Source organism: Sphingobacterium sp. R2 (genome assembly GCF_040760075.1).
GTDB lineage: Bacteria > Bacteroidota > Bacteroidia > Sphingobacteriales > Sphingobacteriaceae > Sphingobacterium.
On sequence record NZ_CP142884.1, the window covers coordinates 2,716,473 to 2,738,893 of the forward strand.

17 protein-coding genes are annotated in these 22,421 nt (G+C 45.3%); 11 read left to right on the plus strand and 6 right to left on the minus strand.

Annotated features, from left to right (window positions below):
• The first annotated feature begins 126 nt into the window (after positions 1-126).
• The 7 genes from VXM68_RS11290 (at position 127) to VXM68_RS11320 (ending at position 13,345) form a co-directional block, all read left to right on the plus strand.
• The gene (locus tag VXM68_RS11290) at positions 127-3,438 is read left to right on the plus strand and encodes a SusC/RagA family TonB-linked outer membrane protein (protein WP_367208778.1); all 3,312 of its coding nucleotides are present in this window, start codon (positions 127-129) and stop codon (positions 3,436-3,438) included.
• 34 nt (positions 3,439-3,472) lie between these two features.
• Positions 3,473-5,236 (plus strand): RagB/SusD family nutrient uptake outer membrane protein, encoded by a 1,764-nt coding sequence (locus tag VXM68_RS11295; RefSeq protein ID WP_367208779.1) that lies wholly within the window; start codon positions 3,473-3,475, stop codon positions 5,234-5,236.
• A 35-nt stretch (positions 5,237-5,271) separates the two neighbouring features.
• Complete coding sequence (locus VXM68_RS11300; RefSeq protein ID WP_367208780.1) at positions 5,272-8,127, plus strand: SusC/RagA family TonB-linked outer membrane protein; 2,856 nt, start codon at positions 5,272-5,274, stop codon at positions 8,125-8,127.
• A gap of 11 nt (positions 8,128-8,138) precedes the next feature.
• Positions 8,139-9,860 (plus strand): RagB/SusD family nutrient uptake outer membrane protein, encoded by a 1,722-nt coding sequence (locus VXM68_RS11305; RefSeq protein WP_367208781.1) that lies wholly within the window; start codon positions 8,139-8,141, stop codon positions 9,858-9,860.
• 76 nt (positions 9,861-9,936) lie between these two features.
• Entirely contained in the window at positions 9,937-11,259 is a 1,323-nt protein-coding gene (locus VXM68_RS11310) for a DUF1735 domain-containing protein (RefSeq protein WP_367208782.1), read from the plus strand.
• Positions 11,260-11,286: 27 nt separating this feature from the next.
• On the plus strand, positions 11,287-12,564 hold the full coding sequence (locus VXM68_RS11315; protein WP_367208783.1) for a glycoside hydrolase family 26 protein: 1,278 nt from the start codon (positions 11,287-11,289) through the stop codon (positions 12,562-12,564).
• A 388-nt stretch (positions 12,565-12,952) separates the two neighbouring features.
• Positions 12,953-13,345, plus strand: a complete 393-nt coding sequence (locus VXM68_RS11320; RefSeq protein WP_293937567.1) for a hypothetical protein — start codon at positions 12,953-12,955, stop codon at positions 13,343-13,345.
• Positions 13,346-13,526: 181 nt separating this feature from the next.
• Here the strand turns inward: VXM68_RS11320 and VXM68_RS11325 are convergent, their stop codons facing one another.
• From VXM68_RS11325 to VXM68_RS11345, 5 genes are all read right to left on the minus strand, one after another.
• Positions 13,527-14,468 (minus strand): ABC transporter permease subunit, encoded by a 942-nt coding sequence (locus VXM68_RS11325; RefSeq protein WP_293953364.1) that lies wholly within the window; start codon positions 14,466-14,468, stop codon positions 13,527-13,529.
• 2 nt (positions 14,469-14,470) lie between these two features.
• Positions 14,471-15,442 carry an ABC transporter ATP-binding protein gene (locus tag VXM68_RS11330; RefSeq protein ID WP_367208784.1) on the minus strand — a complete coding sequence of 324 codons (972 nt, stop codon included), beginning with the start codon at positions 15,440-15,442 and terminating at the stop codon, positions 14,471-14,473.
• A gap of 8 nt (positions 15,443-15,450) precedes the next feature.
• On the minus strand, positions 15,451-16,305 hold the full coding sequence (locus VXM68_RS11335) for an NEW3 domain-containing protein (protein ID WP_294186856.1): 855 nt from the start codon (positions 16,303-16,305) through the stop codon (positions 15,451-15,453).
• Positions 16,306-16,478: 173 nt separating this feature from the next.
• A complete protein-coding gene (locus tag VXM68_RS11340; RefSeq protein ID WP_293953370.1) occupies positions 16,479-16,772 on the minus strand; it encodes a hypothetical protein in 294 nt (97 codons plus the stop codon).
• 78 nt (positions 16,773-16,850) lie between these two features.
• Positions 16,851-17,297 carry an Hsp20/alpha crystallin family protein gene (locus VXM68_RS11345; protein WP_293937581.1) on the minus strand — a complete coding sequence of 149 codons (447 nt, stop codon included), beginning with the start codon at positions 17,295-17,297 and terminating at the stop codon, positions 16,851-16,853.
• Between the two features lie 230 nt (positions 17,298-17,527).
• On the opposite strand from VXM68_RS11345, the gene VXM68_RS11350 reads away from it, so the two are divergent.
• Both VXM68_RS11350 and VXM68_RS11355 read left to right on the plus strand, forming a co-directional pair.
• Positions 17,528-17,779, plus strand: coding sequence for a hypothetical protein (locus tag VXM68_RS11350; protein WP_367208786.1), 252 nt, complete (start codon positions 17,528-17,530; stop codon positions 17,777-17,779).
• 53 nt (positions 17,780-17,832) lie between these two features.
• The gene (locus tag VXM68_RS11355; protein ID WP_367208787.1) at positions 17,833-18,435 is read left to right on the plus strand and encodes a hypothetical protein; all 603 of its coding nucleotides are present in this window, start codon (positions 17,833-17,835) and stop codon (positions 18,433-18,435) included.
• Between the two features lie 100 nt (positions 18,436-18,535).
• Here the strand turns inward: VXM68_RS11355 and cobA are convergent, their stop codons facing one another.
• Entirely contained in the window at positions 18,536-19,297 is a 762-nt protein-coding gene (gene cobA / locus VXM68_RS11360) for a uroporphyrinogen-III C-methyltransferase (RefSeq protein ID WP_293953377.1), read from the minus strand.
• Between the two features lie 197 nt (positions 19,298-19,494).
• Between cobA and nirB the strand changes: the two genes are divergently transcribed.
• Positions 19,495-22,011, plus strand: a complete 2,517-nt coding sequence (gene nirB / locus VXM68_RS11365) for a nitrite reductase large subunit NirB (RefSeq protein ID WP_367208788.1) — start codon at positions 19,495-19,497, stop codon at positions 22,009-22,011.
• A gap of 33 nt (positions 22,012-22,044) precedes the next feature.
• The gene (gene nirD, locus VXM68_RS11370; RefSeq protein WP_293953381.1) at positions 22,045-22,392 is read left to right on the plus strand and encodes a nitrite reductase small subunit NirD; all 348 of its coding nucleotides are present in this window, start codon (positions 22,045-22,047) and stop codon (positions 22,390-22,392) included.
• Positions 22,393-22,421 lie beyond the last annotated feature (29 nt).

A 22,421-nucleotide genomic window follows, 5' to 3' on the forward strand; every position in this document is an offset into this window, starting at 1 on the left:
ATCCCTCAAGCATAGCCAATATCCTAATTTTGATGCTATGCTGTAACCAATTTATTGATTGACCACTCAGGTTACCGTAAGGGAAATAATTTCAAAATTATAAACGAACTGATAAATATGATTTGTTTGTCCACTGACAGTCATTCGACTTGTCTTGAACGCTCGACAGTACATTTTTCTAAAAAGGTAGCCTTTTTAGGGATATTTATGGCGTCCATCACCTGCATGGCTCATGCGCAAATCCGCATTTCTGGAAATGTGGTGGATGAGCAGCGGCGTCCGCTGACTGGCGTTAATGTCAGCGTCAAAAATTCGAATAATGTGACACTGACTAATGTCACGGGGGATTATTCGATAAAAGCACTTCCCACCGATACGCTTATCTATACGTTCGTCGGTTACTTGCCGCAACGTAGGGTCGTAGGCGACCTGAAAGCCATCAACATCCAATTGTATAAAGATAATATTCAGATGGAGCAGGTGGTGGTTGTCGGCTATGGTAAACAGAAACAACCTACCGTGACAGGTTCTGTCAGTGTGGTAGCAGGAAAAGATCTTGTACAAACGCCTGTAGCCAATGTCAGTAATATGCTGGTCGGTATGGCGCCGGGTATCACTGGGATACAGAACAGCGGCGAACCAGGGCAGAATGCAACGACTTTGCGCATCCGCGGAATATCGACCTTGAATGGGTCCAATCCGCTTGTCGTTATCGACGGTGTGCAGCAGCCTGCGGAAAATCCATTTACCATGTTGAACGCCATTGATGCCAACGATATTGAGAACGTCAGTATCTTAAAGGATGCCTCTGCGACAGCGGTATACGGTATCCGTGGGGCCAATGGCGTGATTATCGTTACCACTAAGCGGGGCCGCTCGGGAAGACCTGCTTTTAGTTTCTCGGCCAACACGGGGTTTACGCGCGCAACATCGCTCATGGGCATGACCAATTCGCATGACTTTGCTTCCAGCAGAAATGAATCGATCCGCAAACTGGATGCTTCAGGGAACGGTTCGTATAATAATATGTTGTTTTCGGAAGATGAGCTTTGGAAGTTTAAAAACAACCGCGATTATACAGCAGCAGAAATTGCAGCCATGCCACTCAACGAGCAACAGAAGCAGCAGCTGCAAAACAGTCCGGCACTGTATTACACCAGTCACGATTGGTACAAAGAACTCTTCAATGGCACAGGACGTCAAAATCAATACAACTTAAATGTTTCGGGAGGCAGCGAACGATTTAAATATGCCAGTTCGATCGGATATTTTGATCAGACGAGTATTCTGAACTATACAAAAATAGCCGGCGCAGATGTGGATCCAAAATTCTCCCGGTATACATTCCGTAATAATTTCGATATTGAGGTCGTCAAAAATCTGGATATCAGTGTCAACATCAGCGGACAATTTTTAAAGAATAAAATTGCCAACCCGAAGTCGGACAACTTTAGTAACGTGCAGGGATCCGACCTGGCGTCTCGTTATCAGGCGATATTGCTCGACCTCAAACATGGGCCTTTTATTTCGCCCGGAATCGTTGATGGCCGAATCGTACTAAACTTTCTTGGGGCCGATGGCAGCCCAACGAACCCCATCGGGACGGTCAGAGGAGGAAATGGGGGCTTCCCAAGCCAGGTCATTAATCCGCTCAATCTTGTAACGCGCGGCTACGGCGTCACACAGGGAACCAACCTCAGTGCGCAAACGGTGCTGAAGCATAAAATGGATTATCTGACGCGTGGTCTTAAATCCCATTTTACGGTGGCCTATGACGATAATTATGCAAAAGGATATACCGTCACACCAGGTGTACCGACTTATTCGGCTTACCGAAATCCGCAAAATCCGACAGAAATCGTCTACATCGGGGGTATGGTGAGTACCGACAACAGTCTCACCGACTACCTATTCAATTCCAGTTTTAGAAAAATGTATTATGAAGCTGGCGTAGACTACAACCGCGACTTTGGAAAGCATAATGTATCGGGTCTCGTCTTGGCGAATGCCCAAAAATACATTGATAACAACCTAGCCTTTAATACACCTTCGGGTTTGATGAGCTTAGTTGGGCGGGCGACCTATAACTATGCCGAACGCTATTTGGCCGAGGTGAATATGGCCTACAATGGGACCGAACAGTTTGCTCCGGGTAAGCGTTTTGGCTTCTTTCCGGCTTTCTCTGCGGGCTGGATTATCTCCAAAGAGTCTTTCTTGCAAGACAACAGCGTTTTGAGCTTTGCCAAGATTAGGGCCTCCTATGGTGAGGTCGGTAATGATCAGATCGGTGGGATGCGTTACCTCTATTTGGCCAATTCATGGAATTTAGGGGATCAAAACAATGGCTATTATTTTGGAAGCACAGATGGCTCGGCAACCAATCCGCATATTCCGGGAGCGATTGAAGCGTCGGTCGGAAATCCGCTGGTCACCTGGGAACGGGCAAAAAAGAGCAACGTACAGCTTGACCTGAAATTTTTCCGTGATAAATTGTCCTTTTCAGGGACTTATTTTAATGAAAAACGGTCCTCTATCCTCGTTCAGCCGAGCATTATTCCAGCAAATCTGGGCGTTGCCGGTACCCCGGTCTCCAATGTTGGTCGGGTAAGCAATAGCGGCTGGGAGTTTGAATTGGGCTGGGACGATAAGTTAAGCGAAGACTTTACCTACTTCTTAAAAGGAAATTTCTCCTACGCACGCAATAAAATAGATTACATGGCCGAAGCGGCTTTCCCATATCCTTGGATGAACCAAACGGGATACATGATTGGCCAGCCAAAGGGATTGGTCGCGGATGGGTTTTACAACAATGCTGCCGAACTGGCCAACCGTCCTTACAATAGCTTTAGCAATTTGGTGGATGTTGGCGACTTACGCTATAAGGACATTAATGGCGATGGTATTATCGATAACAACGATATGATCCCGATTGGCTATCCTTCTTTTCCGCTGATATCGTACAACTTCCGTTTGGGTGTCACCTACAAAGGCTGGGATTTAAATACGTTATTTATCGGTACTGCAAAAGGCTCTTATGATATCAGTAACACCTACTACGGCGGCAATCGTATTGTCGAGGAAGTCAATAATGGCAGATGGACGCAGGAAAAATATGAAAGTGGCCAGGAGATCTTGTACCCTGCACTGAATGCTATTGACGGGGTTTCGCAGGCTTCGAAAATAAGGAGTACATTCTGGCTGCGCTCAACAGACTTTTTGCGTTTGAAAAATGCTTCTGTAGGCTATACCGTCCGCGACAGCAAACTCTTGCAGCGTGTCGGGCTAAGCGCCGTGCGGGTGTATGCCAGTGGTAATAACCTCGTCACCTGGACCAAGCTCGTGAAAGGGATAGACCCCGAGTCGACTAGTCAGAATAGCAACGGCTATATATTCCCGCTTGTGAGAACATACAACCTGGGGGTGAACATTTCATTTTAAAACTTACAGATATGATCGATATAATACAACGCTATTGGCAAAAGGCTTTGTTTGCTTCCATGTCCATGGTGATCTTGGGAAGCAGTATATCTTGCCAAAAAGATTTTTTGCAGGTCCCTCCCGGGGGAACCCGACGGTGGATACAATTTTTAACCAGTCCGCCAACGCTTACAATGCCATTGCAGGCGCTTATTTTGCCTCTCTGCGTCAGGGGCTGAACTGGAACGGTTATTATTCACCGAGCACCGATGATCAGCTGGCGGGTAGTCAGGCTTTCTGGGTGCAGATCCCGGGTAGTGTGGCGGCGGTATCTATTCTTGGCGGTGGTTTTACCCCCAATTCAAATAGCCAGGACATGGGATCCAACGGTGGTTATGGCAACGACGGTTACACCGACAATTTTCAGGCCATCCGCAAGGCGTACCTCGTCAAGGAAAATATCGGCCGGGTGCCTGATATGAGCGACTCCGATAAGAAAATTGTTCAGGCCGAAATGCAGGCGCTGGTCGCTTACCGCTATACGCAAATGTTTATCATGTATGGTGGGGTACCGATAATCTCCAAAAGTTTTCCACTGACTTCCTTAAACAATCTGGAAGAACTGGCTATCCAGCGCGCGCCGATAAAAAATGTATTGGATAGTATTGTAAGCTGGTGTGATCAGTCTGCGGCCATCTTACCTTCGCGCTGGGCAGATAATTCGCTGGGCAGGATGACCAAGTCGGCAGCATTGGCAATTAAAGCAAAAGCTTTGCTCTATGCGGCGCGGCCTTTGTTCAACAATGCAACACCTTATTTGCAGTTGGGCGCAAACAATGCGCTGATCTGCTTTGGCAACAATGATCCACAACGTTGGAATGTTGCGCTCGAAGCCAGTGAAGCCCTGATCAAAGAAGCCGAAGGGGCAGGGGGATTGCGTATCATCAATACGGGAAATCCGCTGGCTGACTATGGTACAGCTACCTCCACACCAAGCAACCGGGAAGTGATCTTAGCGTTCAAACAACAAGTTCCATCTTCTGGTGGTGCTGGTCCATACAATATTTTTAATGTGGTCAACTACCATTATCAGGCCAATGGAGCGGTGCTATCGAGCAGTATGCTGGAAAATTATTACAAAGCAGACGGCACCGAGCAGAGCTGGCCAGGGGTAGGTCAAACCGCTCCGTTTTCGGAATACCTCACCAAGTTTAAGGAGATGGAGCCACGCATGCGCGCTGATTTCAACGGTTGGGAAATGCAGGCCGACAACAACCCCGGCGATCCCATCTGGCACATGAACGAGCATTATAAGGATGTCAACCATTTTGGTGCCGGACAGCCGACCAAGTTTTATTATAAAGCAGGGCGCCGTGAATGGTTTGACTTTCCGATTTTCCGTCTGGCGGCATATTATTTAAGTTCGGCAGAAGCGTATAACGAAATGGGGCAACCTGTCGCAGCACTCAGCCGCCTTAATGTAATCCATCAGCGTGCAGGACTGCCGGCTATTACCGAGACCAATAAAGATAAACTGCGCAAAATTATCCAACGGGAATGGGCGATTGAGTTTATCCAGGAAAAATACCGGTTTAACGACCTGAAACATTGGAAGGATAGCCAGATCGACAAGGGCATCATCGGTGGACCGATCCGTTTTCTGGTTTTTAATAACGGTGGTGACGCTTTGCCTTCGGGAAATACCAATTTTGGAAATGCGGTACGTTATAATGGGTTTTGGCATCCTAGGCAATTGTTAAATCCTTTTCCACAAGGTGAGGTAAACAAAGGTTATCTGATCCAGAATCCGGGCTATTAATTGATAAGACTGACCCTATTAGAAGACTTTAAACTATGAATACCTATTCAATGATAAAAAAGGCTACGGCCTTACTTTTTGCCGTGTGGTCGGGAAGTACGTCCTTGATGGCGCAGCAACCGGGCGAATGGATTGCTCCGGATTCTACCGACAGCCAAAAAGTGAAAAATTATGCTACAGTACGTGGGCAGGAACTGGAAAAGATACCTGTGGCAAACTTAACCAATACCTTATATGGACAGCTCAACGGACTGATGGTAGGCCAAACCAATGGTCAGCCGGGGTATGATCAGGCAACACTCCTAATGCGGGGAAGGGCAACGTACGATCAGGCTGCCCTGGTCTGTTACGTGGATGGTTTTCAGGTGGATATATCGTTCTATTTTCAATACCTTGCCGCAGGTGAGATCGCAAGTGTGACCATCTTGAAAGATCCTGTGAGTCTAGCCACATTTGGCATGAAAGGCGCCAATGGCGTGTTGTGGGTGACGACAAAACGGGCCAATACCGATACGTTTCGCATTGATGCGCAGGTAATATCTGGCATTCAGCAGGCCGTCAAGATCAGGAAGCCTTACGACGCTTATCAATACGCCAATCTATACAATCAGGCCATCAGTAACGATGCCTATGCGCTCAATGGCAACCGCTTTCAGTGGTCTCCGGCCTACAACGATCAGGCCTTGCAGCAGTACAAAGATGGATCCGGTACCAATGTAGACTGGCTCAACGAGTCGCTGCGCGATAACGGCCGCTACACCAATACCTATGTCAATATGCAGGGCGGCATGAAGGAGGTGGCTAAATATAACCTCTACCTGGATTATATGGATCAAACGGGACTCTTTAATATCCCGGGTGGCGCTGAAGCAAGCCGCAATACAGGCCTCAAAAGGTATAATCTACGCTCGAATGTGGACCTGAAGTTCTTTAAAATCTTTACTGGAAAGATTGATCTGGGCGGGCGTATCGAAAGTTATAGCCAGCCCTTTAGCAACAACACCTACGACAATGCGCAGAATTTTTGGAAGCGGCTAACAACTTACCCCAATAATATCTATCCCGTGCGCGATGCGCTGACAGGACAATGGTCGGGTAATGCACTTTATCCAAATAATCCGGTTGCGGAACTGAATGCCCTGGGTATGTATGCTTCGCATGACCGTACATTACAGGGAAACTTTAGCCTGCGCGAAGATCTGAGCTTCCTGACAGAAGGCTTGTACCTTGAACAGGCGGTTTCTTTTAACACCTGGTCGCGTGTGATCCAGAATAAAACCGCTACCTATGCCCGTTATTACGAAGGTAAACAGGCGACCGCCGATCAGAATACACCGATAGTTTTCGGAACCAACACCCCTTATGGGCAGTTGACCTGGCGGCAGTCCAACCTTTCGGCTGGATATAAAAGGCAGTTCGGTAAACATCATATTAACGCCGTGGTCAATTACTATGCAAGCGATATGATCCCCGATGCCAATGAGGATGCGTCAAAAATTGCTTACCACTATCAGCAGATTTCTGGAAGGGCATCTTATGCTTATCAGGAGAAATACTTCGCCGAACTCGGCTGGGGATACAGCGAATCGGATGCTTATGCACCGGGAAACCGCTGGAAATTGTATCCTGCAGCATCTTTAAGCTGGGTACTATCGGAAGAGGATTTCCTCAAAGATAATCCGGTGATCAACTATGCCAAGCTGCGCATCGCCGCGGGAAAGACCGGCAACGACCAGACACTGCAGGGTAGATACCTCTATCAGCAGTATTATCGTTTCCTCCCTGGCAGTGTAACGGGCAACAATAGTCTGTCTTTTAATGGTGGACTGGGATTAGGCCGTCTGGCTACGCCAGATATTACCGCTGAGCAAAGCATGAAATACGAACTGGGACTGGATTTGCGGCTACTTAAAAATCTTGATTTTCAGGCGACTTGGTTTAGCGATCGCAGATCGGGCATCATTACACGAAACAACCTCATAGCGGGCTACCTGGGCTATACCGGCGCAGATATGTTGCCGCTTCAGAATATTGGTAAGGTGAACAATGAAGGGATTGAACTGGGGCTGAGTTATCAGGAGCAGATCGGGGCGCTGCAGCTGAACCTAGGTATGATGGCGACCTATGCGAAAAACAAGATCGTTTATCAGGCCGAGATACCCAATAAAAACGCCTTCTCCAATACAACTGGGCGTGCTATAGGTACACCTATGGGGCTGGTGGCAGACGGCTTCTACCAATTTGAGGATTTTAACGCCGATGGCAGCCTAAAAGATGGACTCGCCAAACCAAGCTTTGGTCCGGTGCAACCGGGGGATCTGAAATACAAAGATCTGGATCAAAATGGCTTCGTCGATCAAAGCGATGTGACCGCTATTGGCAAACCGGCCTATCCTAAATGGTATTATGCATTCAACCTGGGCCTAGCGTACAAAGGCATTGATTTATCGGCTTTATTTCAAGGAGCAGCAGGTATGGATATTAATTTATTGGGCGCCGCTTACAATCAGGTGGTTCCTTTTGTGGGAAACACGACAATTTATCCCATTGCCGGAAATGCTTGGGCTTATTATCCAACGGAAGGCATTGATACCCGCAATAACGCAACGTTTCCGCGGTTAACGACGCAGAGCAATGCGAACAACTATACCAATTCAACCTTTTGGATGAAAAATGGAGACTTCCTCAAGTTGAGGTCGCTGCAGGTCGGGTATACCTTACCATCCGCTGTATCGGAGAAATTGCACCTGCAGAAGTTCAGGGTGTTCCTGACCGCTGTTAACCCATTTGTCTGGTCTTCATTCTACCGGAAATACCAAATGGACCCGGAGACACCTGCGGGCTATCCGGCGCTGAAATCTTATAATCTAGGAATTTCATTTACCTTTTAATTGTTTATCCCATGTATTTACGTGATCATATAACCACCAAAATAGCAATTGCGATAGCAGTGCTTAGTCTCTCGGGCTGTGGGAAGTCGTTTTTGGATACGCGTCTCGATACGCAGCCCACGGAGCAAAACATCGATGGCAACTACACAAGTCTGATGCAGCTGGCCAATACACCCTATGCTTATCTGTCCCAGCGAAACGAATTTGCGGCACTGGACGGAAATCTCTTTGCTGCGGCTACCGATGAAGCCCAGCAGACCAATACTATAGGAGACGTTTACCTGTTTAATAATGGCAACTGGGGCGCGTTTAATAACCCCGACGATCGTTACAATATGTATTATTCGGGCATCTATGCCGCAAATTATTTTTTGGAATACATCGACAAAAAAGGGGGTGACTACAAAGCTTTGCTTGCTGTCAACCGCGATACCATCACGCAAGAATCGCGTACCAAGTATCTCAACGATGTAGCCTCCATGGGCTGGTCAATAGCTGAAGCACACGTGCTTCGGGCATACTATTATTTTGAGCTGATCAAGCGCTATGGCGGCGTGCCTTTATTGACCAAAACGTTCAGCGTGAATGAGAAGCCAGCTATTGCTGCTTCTTCGTTTCAGGAGGTCGTCGAATATATCGTGACATCTGTCGATAGCCACGTAAAAGACCTGCAACCAAACTGGAAAACCTCGCAATTTACAAATCTGGACGGCCGCTTTAATCAGGGGGCTGCGCTTATGCTGAAAGCGCGTGTGCTGCTCTATGCCGCCAGTCCGCTGCATAATCCCGGTAACGATATCACCAAATGGCAGCGTGCGGCAAAGGCTGCTGCGGAGGCATTGCAGTTTGCCGATCGCATGGACGATGCGGGTGGGAAAAATGCGCTGGACAACAATTATAGAAATTATTTTCTTGGCAACAATACGCTCAATAGTGCCGAAACCATTATGGCGATCCGCTACACGGCTAGCAACGATCTGGAACGTGCAAACTATCCGATTGCCACACCCGGCGGATTGAGTGGAGTCACACCGAGCGAGAATTTGGTGTCGGCCTACGAAAAGCTGGACAACTATTCAGCGAGTAAGCCTTATGATAACCGGGATCCACGTCTCGGCTATACGGTCGTGGTGAACGGAAGTGAGTGGAACAACCGTACGATCGATCAGACAGCCGGCGGAACGGATGATAGGAGACGTGCCAATGCGAGTAGGACGGGGTATTACCTGAAGAAATTTGTTAACGACAATGTCAATCTGGTCAATAACGCTACCAATCCGCACAACTGGCCGCTGTTCCGCTACGGCGATCTGCTGCTGATCTATGCGGAGGCAATGAATGAAGCTTATGGCCCCGATCAAGCCAATGGTTGGGGGATTACTGCCCGCGAGGCAATTAATAAGTTAAGAGCCCGTCCGGGTGTCGATATGCCAGCGGTGCAGGTCAGCGGCAAAGCGGAGTTGCGTACAGCGATCAAACACGAACGTCAAGTGGAGTTGGCCTTTGAAAATCACCGCTATTGGGATTTGATCCGTTGGGGTGATGCCGCCACCGTATTGAATAAACCGATCTATGGTGTTACCGTAACAAAAACAACTTCTGGTACGCTGCAATACGAAACGAGACAAGTTCAAAATAGGGTTTTCATAGCGCCAAAGATGAACTTCTATCCTTTTCCGCAAGGGGAAATCCATATCAGCGGCGGGACACTAATCCAAAATCCAGGCTGGTAATAGAAAAGCAAGCAAGCAAGCAAGCAAGGTTGGAAGTTTATTAACTAGTTGAAAAAATAAAAAGAGGAGTGAACAGATGAATCTACTCAATTATAAAAATAACATGTACAGGATATTCAGTGTCTGGGCCATGGCCTTGACTCTGGTGGCCTGTCAAAAGGATGATTCGGCAAAGGAATATGGCGATTCGCTCATTTACATGCCGCAGAGCGTTAATTTTTCCATGGGATCAAATGCGATCTATCCCGTCCCGGGATCATCCAATGGGATCAGTCCAACGGGAATGAACTATACCGTCGATGAACAATCCAACAAAACAAAGATCCTATTAGGTGCATCCCTATCCGGGACAGCCAAAGGCGCTTTCAGCGTTGACGTTAAAGCGAATACAGATACCGTAGAGCAGCTGTTAAAGCAAGGGACCCTTGGTGCGGATTACAAGGTACTTCCGACCAAGAACTACCGCTTGCCCAATCGACTGGATGTGCCGGAGAACGGGTCTGCAACCTTTTATCTGGAAGTGGACAACAGTGTTATTACAGACCCGGATAATTTTGGTAAACATTTGGTTGTAGCGGTACAGATTGCCAATCCAAGCCGTTATACCTTGGACCAAAAACGGGCAACTACGGTGGTGGATATCAATATCGCAGGCCTGTTTCCGTCTGCAAATACAACATCGGAGATCAATGTAACGCCGGGCGCAACCATCACCATTGCTGGGCAGAATCTCGACAAAGTGACCGCTTTGAAGTTTTCCAACAGCGAAACGGCAATCCCTATCCTTGCACAGTCTGCAAATAGTCTACAGGTAAAAGTACCTGAGATGGATGGCATCTCGCGCTCAACGATCGATTTGGTAACACCATTTGGAACAACAAAGAGTGCATTTGAATTGGTCAATTTAAATCTTGCCCTGCAGGTGTTTACAGATACTTATGGTGCCAATATCGGAGCCAATAAAGATGGCGACGATTACGGATCTAGTCAATCAATATCCACCAGCGTCTTTAAACGGGGAACCTCTTCGTTGGCAATTAAATATGCAGCAAATAATTACTCGCCCGGCGGACTGGTCAATACGGTTGGCTTTGAAGATAAAGGCTATAACTACATTACGTTCTGGGCGAAAGGAACGACTTCCGGTGCTGGGAATGAAGGGATCCAAATGGCTCTAATGGGTGACGGAATGCCGGATGGCTATGGAAATGATTTTGCCGGAGTGGGGATCATCGTGACAAAAGAATGGACCTATTATAAAATTCCAATCGGCAAAGGTGCCGCTAAACCGATGTGGAGTAAAGGAACGACCTTCCGGAAATTTGGATGGCGATTGAATAACTGGAATGTTCCACAGGATGAAACAATCTATTTTGATGACATTCTATTTGTAAAATAAAAATTAACGCATAAAAATTATAACATAATGATGGCTAAAAAATCTTATTTATTGCTTATAACACTTTGTTTTTACCTGTGCTGCTGCTCGAAAAACAATGCCGAAATTATTAACGGATCTGCTGAGGTGCAGTCTTTGGATGCGGCATTTATGCAAGTGTCAAAAGCTGCGGTTGCAGGAACTACGTACGAGGCAGAGGTGTATCTTCCGTATGCTGGTGGTAATGGGGCAGCCTTTGAAAATGGAGCGTCCATTGCTTCAACGGGTGTGTTGGGCTTGACGGCGACTTTGCAGCAAGGGCGTTTGGAAAAAGGCTATGGTTCATTGCTGTATAAAATAAGTGGTATCCCGGCACAGGCGGGGACAGCATCTTTTAATTTAACTTTTGGTGGTAAATCGAATGTTGTTGCGCTCGAAGTCAATCAAAAAACTGATGCTAGCATGCTTTACTGGGGATTCTTTGATGACTCGGGGACGCCGATGTCTTTCTACAACGGCTTTGGTAAGAATCCGAGTATGGCCATGATGTTTAATGGCTGGACTGCGGATGGTAGTCGCGAATTTCCTTCGGCATTTTGCCAGCAAGCTTCCGCAGCGGGCTATGTACCACACGTAACCTGGGAACCCATGATGGGCCTCGATGAATTGATGTCCGGAAAATACGATAACGACATCAAACGCTATGGGGAAGCATTGGCCAAATTTGGTAAGCCGGTCGTATTGCGATTTGCACATGAATTTAATGGGGACTGGTATCCCTGGAGCATGCAGAATGATCAGGTGGTACCCGTAGCTACGTATATCAAAGCCTTTCGCTATGTGCACGATAAAGTGCGCGCGGCAGGCGGTACAAATGCACGTTGGGCCTGGGCACCTAATAATGCCAATGGCAATAAAAATCCGCAATCGGTAGAATCCTACTACCCGGGTGATGATTATGTGGATTTGATCGGTATGGACGGATACAATTTTGGGACCTCTCAGAGCTGGTCTACCTGGCAGTCCTTCGCGCAGGTTTTTGGTCCACTTTATAACAAGTTAACTACTGCTTTCCCGAACAAACCTATTTTTATTGCTGAAATGGGCTGTTCTTCGACGGGCGGTGATAAAGCCGCATGGATCAACGATATGTTTGTGCAGCTGGAAACGCAGTTTCCAAAAATAAAAAGTTTTGTATGGTTTAATATCAATAAGGAAACAGACTGGCGCTTTACCAACGGACAGGATGCGATAGATGCATTTAAAAATGGCCTAAGTAATGCTAGGGTAGGGGTAGACCCAACACTGGGTGGTGTGATCCAGTAAAGAATTTACATCAATAGGAATTACGATGAATTTATTTAAAACCTTCAATCAGCGAAAACAGTTCAGATCTGGATAGGTTGATCGATTTGTATTCCTATTCGAAAGGCAGCCTATCTTCTACAGATAGGCTGTTTTTGGTTTTAAAGAAGTGCCGACTGCATTTAATTAATTTCTTTGAAAACGATTGAGTAACGGGAACTGTTTACTGCTTGACATCGATTCGGTCTATAGGAGACGCTGCCCAATGTGGCGGATTTCCCTATGTCTATCTATTAAAGCGGATTTCCTTATAACGGATAGTCCGCTTTTTTCTTCGACTGAATACTTCTTTTTTCAGCAGCGAAAAACAATTCCACTAAGAAAGCTGTACTCTATAAAAATTTAAAAGATGAAGGATAAATCGCAAATGCAGAAAATTGCACGGTATGGTTTAGGTGCATTTTTAGTGGTGGCGGGAATTGGACACCTGACATTTTCTCGTAAAGAATTTCGGGCACAAGTACCAGATTGGGTGCCGATCTCCAAAGACGACACCGTTGTATATTCTGGCTACGCTGAAATTGCCCTGGGGGCAGCACTGATACTGGCGCCCGCTAAACAGCGGTCGAAGGTTGGGAAAATTGCTGCTGCTTTTTTTACGGCTGTATTTCCTGGAAACATTGCGCAATATACCGATCGCCGTGATGGATTTGGTTTGGATACGGACGGTAAACGTCTGGCACGCTTATTTTTTCAACCGGTGCTGGTAGCATGGGCATTAAAAAGCACAAGCGATACATAAATTCGAACAGTCTATAGCAGATCATTGTTTTACGGCGCGTCCTCTGCACAGGGGGCAGCTTAAATGCATAAAGGTTGCTGGAGCTATTCCAGACAACCTTTATTTTTTTGTAATCTATTGCACGACAATTTGACCGGCCTAGATCCAGCTTTTAAACATATTCAATCGATTATCAACTTTCCTAATTCCGAATTTCTCTTCGCATAAAAATGAAATAGGACCAAGCAAAGCAGATCATCATGGCTGCTGTAAGCCCACTGATCTGCGGCCATACCATCAGGAAACTCTCGCGAAAGGAAAGTGGTGCCGGAATGGCGCCAACCATTTGTTCCATGGCAATGGGGCCGAGGCTGCGTACCGATGGCATCAATAAGGTCGTAGTGGCATCGGTGTAAAGCTGGCTGGGCGAAAGGCGGAGCAGGTTAAGAATGAGCTCGTTGTAGCTCAGGTATTCCTGCTCTGAAATGTAATTGGGATTGGGTAAAAATGGCCGTATGGCCAAGTTGACCAAAATCGGAAAAAATACTGTAAAAAACAGCCAGATGCCGATGGCTGTCAACGCTGAAGTTGCCGGCTGCCTAAAACGAATGGAAAGCAATATCGACAGACTGAGCCAAAAGGCAACATATAGTATGCTGATCAGGGTGAATCCTAGGATGCGCAGGAGTTCCTGTGGTTCTATCCGCACACCTGTCCCAAGTAGTCCTCCCCCGATCATGAGCAAGACGAGTGCGGTAAACAGGGTGCTCACAACAATCAGTGGAGCAAGAAACTTGGAAATTAAAAGGCTATCGCGGTAGATGGGCTGTGCCACAAGTCGTGTTAAAGTACCACTGTTATACTCTGAATTAATGGCATCAAAGCCAAGGGCTATACCCAATAGGGGAGCCAAAAAATTCAGAAACACATGGAATGGAGGGATCGAGTTATCCGTCGTTGTAAGCAGCTTGAGGTAAAGGAATGACTGGTCGGGATCTTTCATATTACCGACAGCTTCTTTAAGTCCTGAAGATGAAACATACAGGGATGCGCCAAATGTCAGTACAATCAGCAGGATCAGCACGATAAAGCGCCAGCTGCGGATATGTGTGGCAACCTCCTTATTGATCAATACATTCATCATTTTTATAATTTACTATTTTCGAAATACGTATGATAGATTTGGTCAAGCGCATAATCATTGCGCTGTACGGAGACAATTGCAGCGCCATGCTGTACCAGGATGCGGACGGCTTCGGCGGTGTTGTCTTTTTCTGATTTCAGCTTAATACTGTCACCTTCTAAAGAAAGAGTCCGAAGCCCGGGGAGTTCTTGGAGCGCCGCTTCAAAACGTTTACTGTCGCCACTTTTTTCGAGCATGATAACTGTACTGACGCCTTCTTGCTGCTGGAGGTTGTTGGCCAGGCTGTCGATGGAACCTTCGACCAGCAGTTTACCGCCGACAAAGATACCTACTCGATCGCATACACGTTGCACTTGATGAAGATGGTGCGAGGAGAGCAGTACGGTCAGGTTCTGCTCTCTGCTGAGCTGTTTGATCAGTTCCAAAAATTCGTCCACACCTTTGGGGTCAATACCCAGAGTTGGTTCGTCGAGGATAGCGACGGCGGGTGCTTTGATGAGCACTTCCGCTAGGCCGAGTCGCTGTTTCATTCCACGCGAAAAGGCTGCGGTTTTTTTGTGCATTTCGTTTGCCAATCCCACTGTTTGGAGCATTTCCTGCGACTTAATGCGCGCTTGAGCTCTTGTTAGCCCATTGAGTTCCGCGATAAAACTTAAGTTTTCCAAAGCGGTCATTTCGGGATAAAAACCCACATTGTCGGGTAGGTAGCCTACCTTTCTTTTGACAGCGATAGGATTTCTTGTGGCATCATGTCCGCAGACGTAGGCTTTACCAGAGCTCGGCTCGGTAAGTCCGAGCATCATTAAGATACTCGTCGTTTTACCTGCTCCGTTGGGACCTAGAAGTCCAAAGATTTCACCCGGATAAATCTTTAGGTCCAAAGCGTCCACTGCTTTCGTTTTGCCATAGCTCTTTGTCAAACTTGACAATTGAATAATAGGATCCTTCATGTTGAGAGTCTTTGGGATTATCAAATCAGGATTTATCTTCTTCCATATTTTCGGATGAGGTAATAGATCAGTCCTATTGCCACGAAGATGACCAATAGTCCGATCCAGCCAGAGAGTAGCGAAGTTTTAACAATAATGCGAAACGAAAGATCTGTATTGCTGTTGGCGGACTTGACATCGAATTTAGCCGCATAGTCACCAGCGATTGTTTTATCCGGAACTTTAAGATCTACTTTGACATCAACGGATTTCCCCGCTTCAAGTTGCTTGATGGTAGCCGGGGTGAATGTGGCTTCCCAGCGGGTGGGCAGTTGCGATCCCAATTCCAAGGTGTTGAGGGGAAGTGTTCCTGTGTTTTTAAGTTGCAGAACAATTTCTTTGTTACTGCCTGATACGACTTCGTCACTGAGCCTGCCGGTAGGTGTAGTCATCTCCAGCGCATAAGAACCCTTTACGACAGCTTCCAATTCCAGTTGGAAATTGTCTATTGGTGAAGTTGCTTTGAGCGGAATTTTATATTTATCGGGTTTAGCAGTAATTGGGCAACTAATTTCGATGCCGATTTCTTGCGTTTTACCCGGTTGCATCTGAATGGAAGTTACCAGCGATCCGTCTACACGGTAGCTGATCTGCCAACCTTGCGGTAGCTGTGCATCTAAGTTGTAAATAAGGGTCTGGCTACTTGCGTTGGTTAGCGTGGTGCTGTAGCGAAATGGTTCATTGCTGGGAGCTTCGATATTGAGCAACCTTGCTTCGAAGCTTGATTTGCTGGGAGCAGCAACCTGAGCTGAGAGATAAAAACTGTTTGCAAACACCACAAGTGCAGCAAAAAAAGGCCTGAAAGATAGACGTGGGCGTTGGTTTGTAATTAGTAATTTTGTAAACATGATCCAATAACTAAAATTTATGTTTTAAGATAGAATAATAGCTTTCAAAAAATGCCGGTTCGGATTCCTGTGATTTCTTCAGGAAAAAACCGTGGCCAAATTATAAATCGCTTGGAAGAAAATCAAGTTTTCCTTCAAATTTATTGTAAAAAATATGTTTGAATTCACCTGTGCTATTCCAGATTCAATGCCCGAAAAGCTTTTTTGATAATCGCTTTGGTGTTGTCTGCAAGTTCGTCCAAGGTACAATTGATGGATCGGACCGGAATTTGTATATCCGCTTCTTCATGGAGTAACAGGTCGATACGCAACAATCTGTTCGGTGTATGTTCCGTCGAACCGAGCAATTCATTGAAGAGTTCGTCGGCAATTTTGGGGCAGTTGCCAAGGTCAAAAGTAGCAAGCTTAAGATAACTATCCTTACAGGGAATATGCACTTCGATGCTATAATTGTTCAATCTTTTCATGATTTCGGTACGTTTGGAAAACAAAGAAGTTGGTCCCCGTTCTGGAGACCAACAGCATACTAGTTGGTATTATAGGACTTAGGATATGTAAATTGTTCGAGGTTCCTTTTGTTTGGCTTCCTCTTTTTTAGGAATTGTCAGTTTGAGCATACCATTTTCATAATGCGCCTCGATGTTATCCTGATCCACCACATCTTTTTGCAGCTCGAAACTCCGTTGGAAAGATTGATAGCTGAATTCCCGACGCGTATAATTGTCTTTTTGTTCTTCATGCTGTTCTTCCTTGGCGGAGGAAATGGTTAGAAGATTGCCATCAAGCGTAATCTTAAAATCTTCTTTGGCCATTCCTGGTGCTGCCACTTCAACTTCAAAGTTGTCGCCATTTTCCTTGATGTTTACTGCGGGGACCGTGGTGCTGGTAGGCGAGTAGTTTTTGTTGCCCCAGTTTAAAAGTTCACGGTTAAAATCATCAAACATGGGCGAGAACATCGATAAATTGTTCCAGTTTCTTTTTGCTAATTTCATGATAAACCTCCTTTTAATTAAGTGAAAACAACTTATTAAAATTATCAGCCGGCCGACTGTATCTGAATAATCGCAAAAAAAATACCAGTGTGAAAAAGCTGAAATTTTTTCATAAAAACTGAAATTTTTGCATTTTTACTGACAAAATTTAGGTAAAAGTTGTCCGTTAAAATAATTATATTCGCATCAAAGAGATCGCGTGACTAACCTAAGAAGATCGAATAAACCACATGGAAGAAAAGAAATTAAATGAATTGACCAATGAAGAGTTGTTGGTTCTCAAAAAGAAATCCAAATCCACTAAAGTAATCAATGCTTCGATCATTGGCTTTTGTGTGGGTATTGCTGTGTATAGCATGGTCGTTGCCGGCTTGACCTGGCCAACCATTTTCCCACTGCTATTAGCTGTAATTGCCTATAAATATTTTGGTAAAAATGAAAAAGCTGTGGACGCAGAATTGAAATCCAGAAATCTCAGTTAGAAAAAAGGAAAACGATTACAGTTTCGCTGTTGTTTAATTTTAAAACAACAGCTATGAGAAGAGAACAAATAGAAGCATGGATCGCGCAAGGCTACAATGTACTGGATCATCGTAAACCTAAAGTTGTGGAAGGTGATATCTGGGCGTATCTCAATGAGTGCGATGGCCATGGTACCGATGTATATGCACTTTCTGAACTGGCGAAATGGTCGGACGGCGAGCTTGCGCAGATGGAGCTGAAAAAATATGTCGATCAGTACGGGCAGATGGGCGAGAAGTTGTTTCTTCGTAATGAAGCGATCCGAAATAAAGAATTTGATAAATATAACGCCTTTTTGAAACTATTTTTTGTCGATAGTGTCGAAAAAGACATGGAGGAAGTCAAGTTTTTGGCTGATCGCGTAAAACGGGTGACTAAGGAAGAAATGGAACAATGGGTAGTGTCAAATTATGTCAATGTGCTGCTATCCGATCTCCATTGTCTGGACTATGGCGCTATTATCAACGGCATGGTACTCCCTTCAGAAGAAGTGTTTATGTATACAGAAAATGGTCTCAATGAAACCATAGATTGCCACGTAACGCCGATGGAATATTTCTCCCATACTAATCATGAAGATTACTGGATCAACCCTATTGTAAAGAAAGCGTTATAGCTGTATATTATAAAGATTAAAATATATTATATATCTGCTGGTATGTGACATCGTTATTTTTGTAAAGTTATGACGTGCTGAAATTGACAGAGCAATAGCGCTAGATGATGTGCCGTTGCTCGGCAGCTACCGCCAATGTATGCTGCAAGTCTACAACCGCTCCGATGACGATTATCGCCGGATGCCCCATGTTATGTACTTTGCTTATCATGACAAGATCTTTGACTTTGCAGCATACTTGTTTTTGCTGTGGCAAACTTGCATGCTGTATAATGGCAGCTGGTGTTTCCCCTTTTCCGTATAGTACGTAGGTGCGTGCGATTTCGTCGAGTTTACGCATTCCCATATAAATGACTACGGTCGATCTGCTTTGAACGGCGAGCGGCAGATCGGCAGAAAGTGTTCCATCTTTTTTCATACCCGTCAATGCCCATACCCCTTCACTTACACCACGGTGTGTTAGCGGAATGTCGTTGAGTCCAGCGCCTTGCATGCTGCTGATGCCCGGAATGTAGCTGATGTTAATAGATCGGTGTTGTACGGTAAGCCATTCTTCAAAACCACGTCCAAAAAGATAGGGATCTCCGCCCTTAAGTCGTACCACTCGTTCGAATTTGCTACAATAATATAAGATAAGTTCATTTATATCCTGCTGTGGGACGTATTTTCCATAAGGATGTTTTCCAACATAGTGTATTTTACAGTTTTTGTCTGCTATTTGTAGGATTTCCCTATTAATTAAGTTGTCATATAAGAGTACTTGAGCATTTTTTATCGCTTTATAAGCTTTTATTGTCAATAATTCTGGATCTCCAGGTCCGGATCCTACTATAAATAGGGTTTTTTGCTTTAAATTCTCCATTTTATTTATTTTTCAACCGTTTATATCTATAAAAATAATAAAAAATATGATAAAAATCATGTTTTAATATATTTTTAATATGTTTTTCATGAAAAAGTGTTATAAAAATCATATTTATTTTGATTTTTTAATTTTTTATTCCATAAATTAGTCTTGTTGAAACTAGAAATTGATTATTATATAATAAAAGCAGGGTCATGGATAAAAAAAAGGTTGTTATTGTCGGAAATGGGATGGTCGGTAATAAGATTTGTGAAAAATTAAAGCAGAAATCGAATGATTTAGATATCGTTGTCTTCTCGGAAGAGCAAATTCGAGCCTATGATCGTGTGCATTTGACTGATTATTTTAAATATTCTTCAGTTACAGAACTTTTTTTGTTGAAAAATGAGTGGTACACTGAAAATAATATAGAAATCCATCTAGGTGATCCCGTTGTCGGTATAAATGTTATAGAAAAAGAAGTTGCATCTCTAAAGGGGATTACCGTGAAATATGATTATTTAGTTTTTGCAACAGGTTCTGCACCTTTTGTTCCTCCAATACCTGGTATCGACAAAGAAGGTGTATTCCTCTACCGTACAATTGAAGACCTGGAATTGATTAAAGCATATGCGGCTAAAGTCAAGACAGGTGCAGTTATGGGCGGGGGACTTTTAGGACTGGAAGCGGCTAAAGCATTGGTAGACCTTGGTCTTAAAGAAACGGCTGTGATTGAATTTGCCCCGCGTCTGATGCCCCGTCAGATTGACGATAATGCCAGTAAACTTTTGCAGCATAAGTTAGCAGCATTGGGTTTGACTTGCTTCTTGCAAAAATCCACAAGCCAGCTGTTGGGTGATCATCATCTCACTGGAATCGCTTTTAACGACGGGACCTCGCTGGAGACAGATCTATTGGTAATATCTGCTGGTATACGTCCCCGTGATGAGCTTGCCAAGAAAATAGGCCTTGCGGTCGGCGAGCGTGGCGGAATACGAGTTAACGCACAGATGCAGACCTCGGATCCTGCGATTTATGCAATCGGCGAATGTGCCTTGGTGGAAGATATGGTCTATGGACTGGTTGCACCGGGTTATGAGATGGCTGAAATTGCGGCGGCTCATATCGTAGGTGATATCAAATCCTTTAAGGGGTTTGATATGAGTACCAAGCTAAAATTGATGGGAGTTGATGTAGCGAGTTTCGGAGATCCTTTTATCAGCGAACCTTATGCGCATACGATCGTACTGGAGGATCGCAATAAGGGGATTTATAAGCGATTGAATATCAGTACAGACGGCACGCGCCTACTGGGCGGGATACTCGTCGGAGAAGCTGCAAGTTATAACATGTTGCTTCAGACGGTTAATAATAGTTTGCCGTTGGCAGAACACCCAGAACTTCTCCTTTTTGGGCAACAGCGTGACAGTAAAGCGCCTTCTTCTGGTCTGGAAGCTCTTCCGGATGATGCATTGATCTGCAGTTGCGAAGGTGTCACCAAAGCCGCAATCTGCAACGCGGTGGCCACAAGAGATTGTGAAAATGCGGATGCAGTGAAGAAATGTACCAGAGCGGGGTCGGGATGTGGAGGTTGTGTGCCTATGGTCAAAGACCTGGTCAACTACACCATGAAACAGCAAGGAAAATATATTCGGAGTACCATCTGCGAGCATTTCGACCTGAGTCGCCAGGAACTTTATGACCTGATCAAGATCCACGAACTGAAAAGTTACGATCGGGTGTTGGATGCACTGGGACATGGGCATGGATGCGAAGTCTGTAAACCTTTAATCTCTTCCTTGCTTGCCAGTCTCTGGAATGAAATGATTTTGGGAAAGGGCAATGATGTGGCTCAGGACAGCAATGACCGTTACCTGGCCAACTTACAGAAGGGCGGGACGTATTCAGTTGTTCCGCGTATTCCAGGAGGTGAAATTACTCCCGATAAACTGATTGTAATCGGGGAGGTGGCTAAGAAATACAATCTGTATACAAAAATTACTGGTGGACAGCGCATCGACCTATTTGGTGCACATCTCAATGATTTGCCCTTTATCTGGGAAGAGCTCATTACTGCAGGTTTTGAGAGTGGACATGCTTATGGTAAGGCGCTTCGGACCGTTAAAAGCTGCGTTGGAAGTACCTGGTGTAGGTTTGGGCTGCACGACAGCGTTTCTTTTGCGATAAGGATAGAGGAACGTTACCGTGGGCTCCGCGCGCCACATAAGATCAAATCAGCCGTTAGCGGCTGTATACGTGAGTGTGCCGAGGCTCAGAGTAAGGATTTTGGAATCATTGCGACCGAAAAAGGATGGAACCTCTATGTTTGCGGCAATGGCGGTAGTAAGCCGCAGCACGCGTTATTATTGGCATCGGATATTGATAGCGAAACGTGTATTCGTTATATAGACCGTTTTCTGATGTTCTATATCCGCACTGCAGACCCGCTGACACGAACGGCTACCTGGCTCAACAAAATGGAAGGCGGAATAGATTATCTCAGGAATGTTGTGGTAGGGGATAGTCTGGGGATGGGTGATACGTGGGAGCAGGATATGCAGCTACTCGTCGACAGTTATCGCTGCGAATGGAAAGCAGCTGTCGAAGATCCTGAAATTCGAAAACGCTTTGTTCATTTTGTAAATGCACCTGATGAGAAGGACGATACTGTTCGCTTTGAAAGTTTTCGCGGACAGAAGAAAGCCGCCGATTGGAACATTAGGACTTATTAAATAGCGAATCGCTAAACTTTTTAATGAAATCATATGAGTACGAAAATTGACATGCAATGGCTGAAGGCTTGCCGGATAGAAGATGCCATTGAAAACGGTGGAGTCTGTCTTAAATTAAACAACGAGCAGGTCGCACTATTCTATTTCGCCCGTCGCAACGAGTGGTATGCTACACAGAATGAATGCCCGCACAAGCGGCAGATGATTTTAAGTCGCGGAATGCTGGGGTCTTTGGGAGAAACGCCTAAAGTCGCTTGTCCGTTTCATAAAAAAACCTTTGCCTTAGATACAGGTGAATGTCTTTCGGGAGAAGAATGCGCAATAAAGACCTATCCGGTAAAGGTGGAGAACGGGAGTGTGTTTATCGGAATGACCGCTTAGGTAAAAAAAAGTTAATCGAAAATCTTATT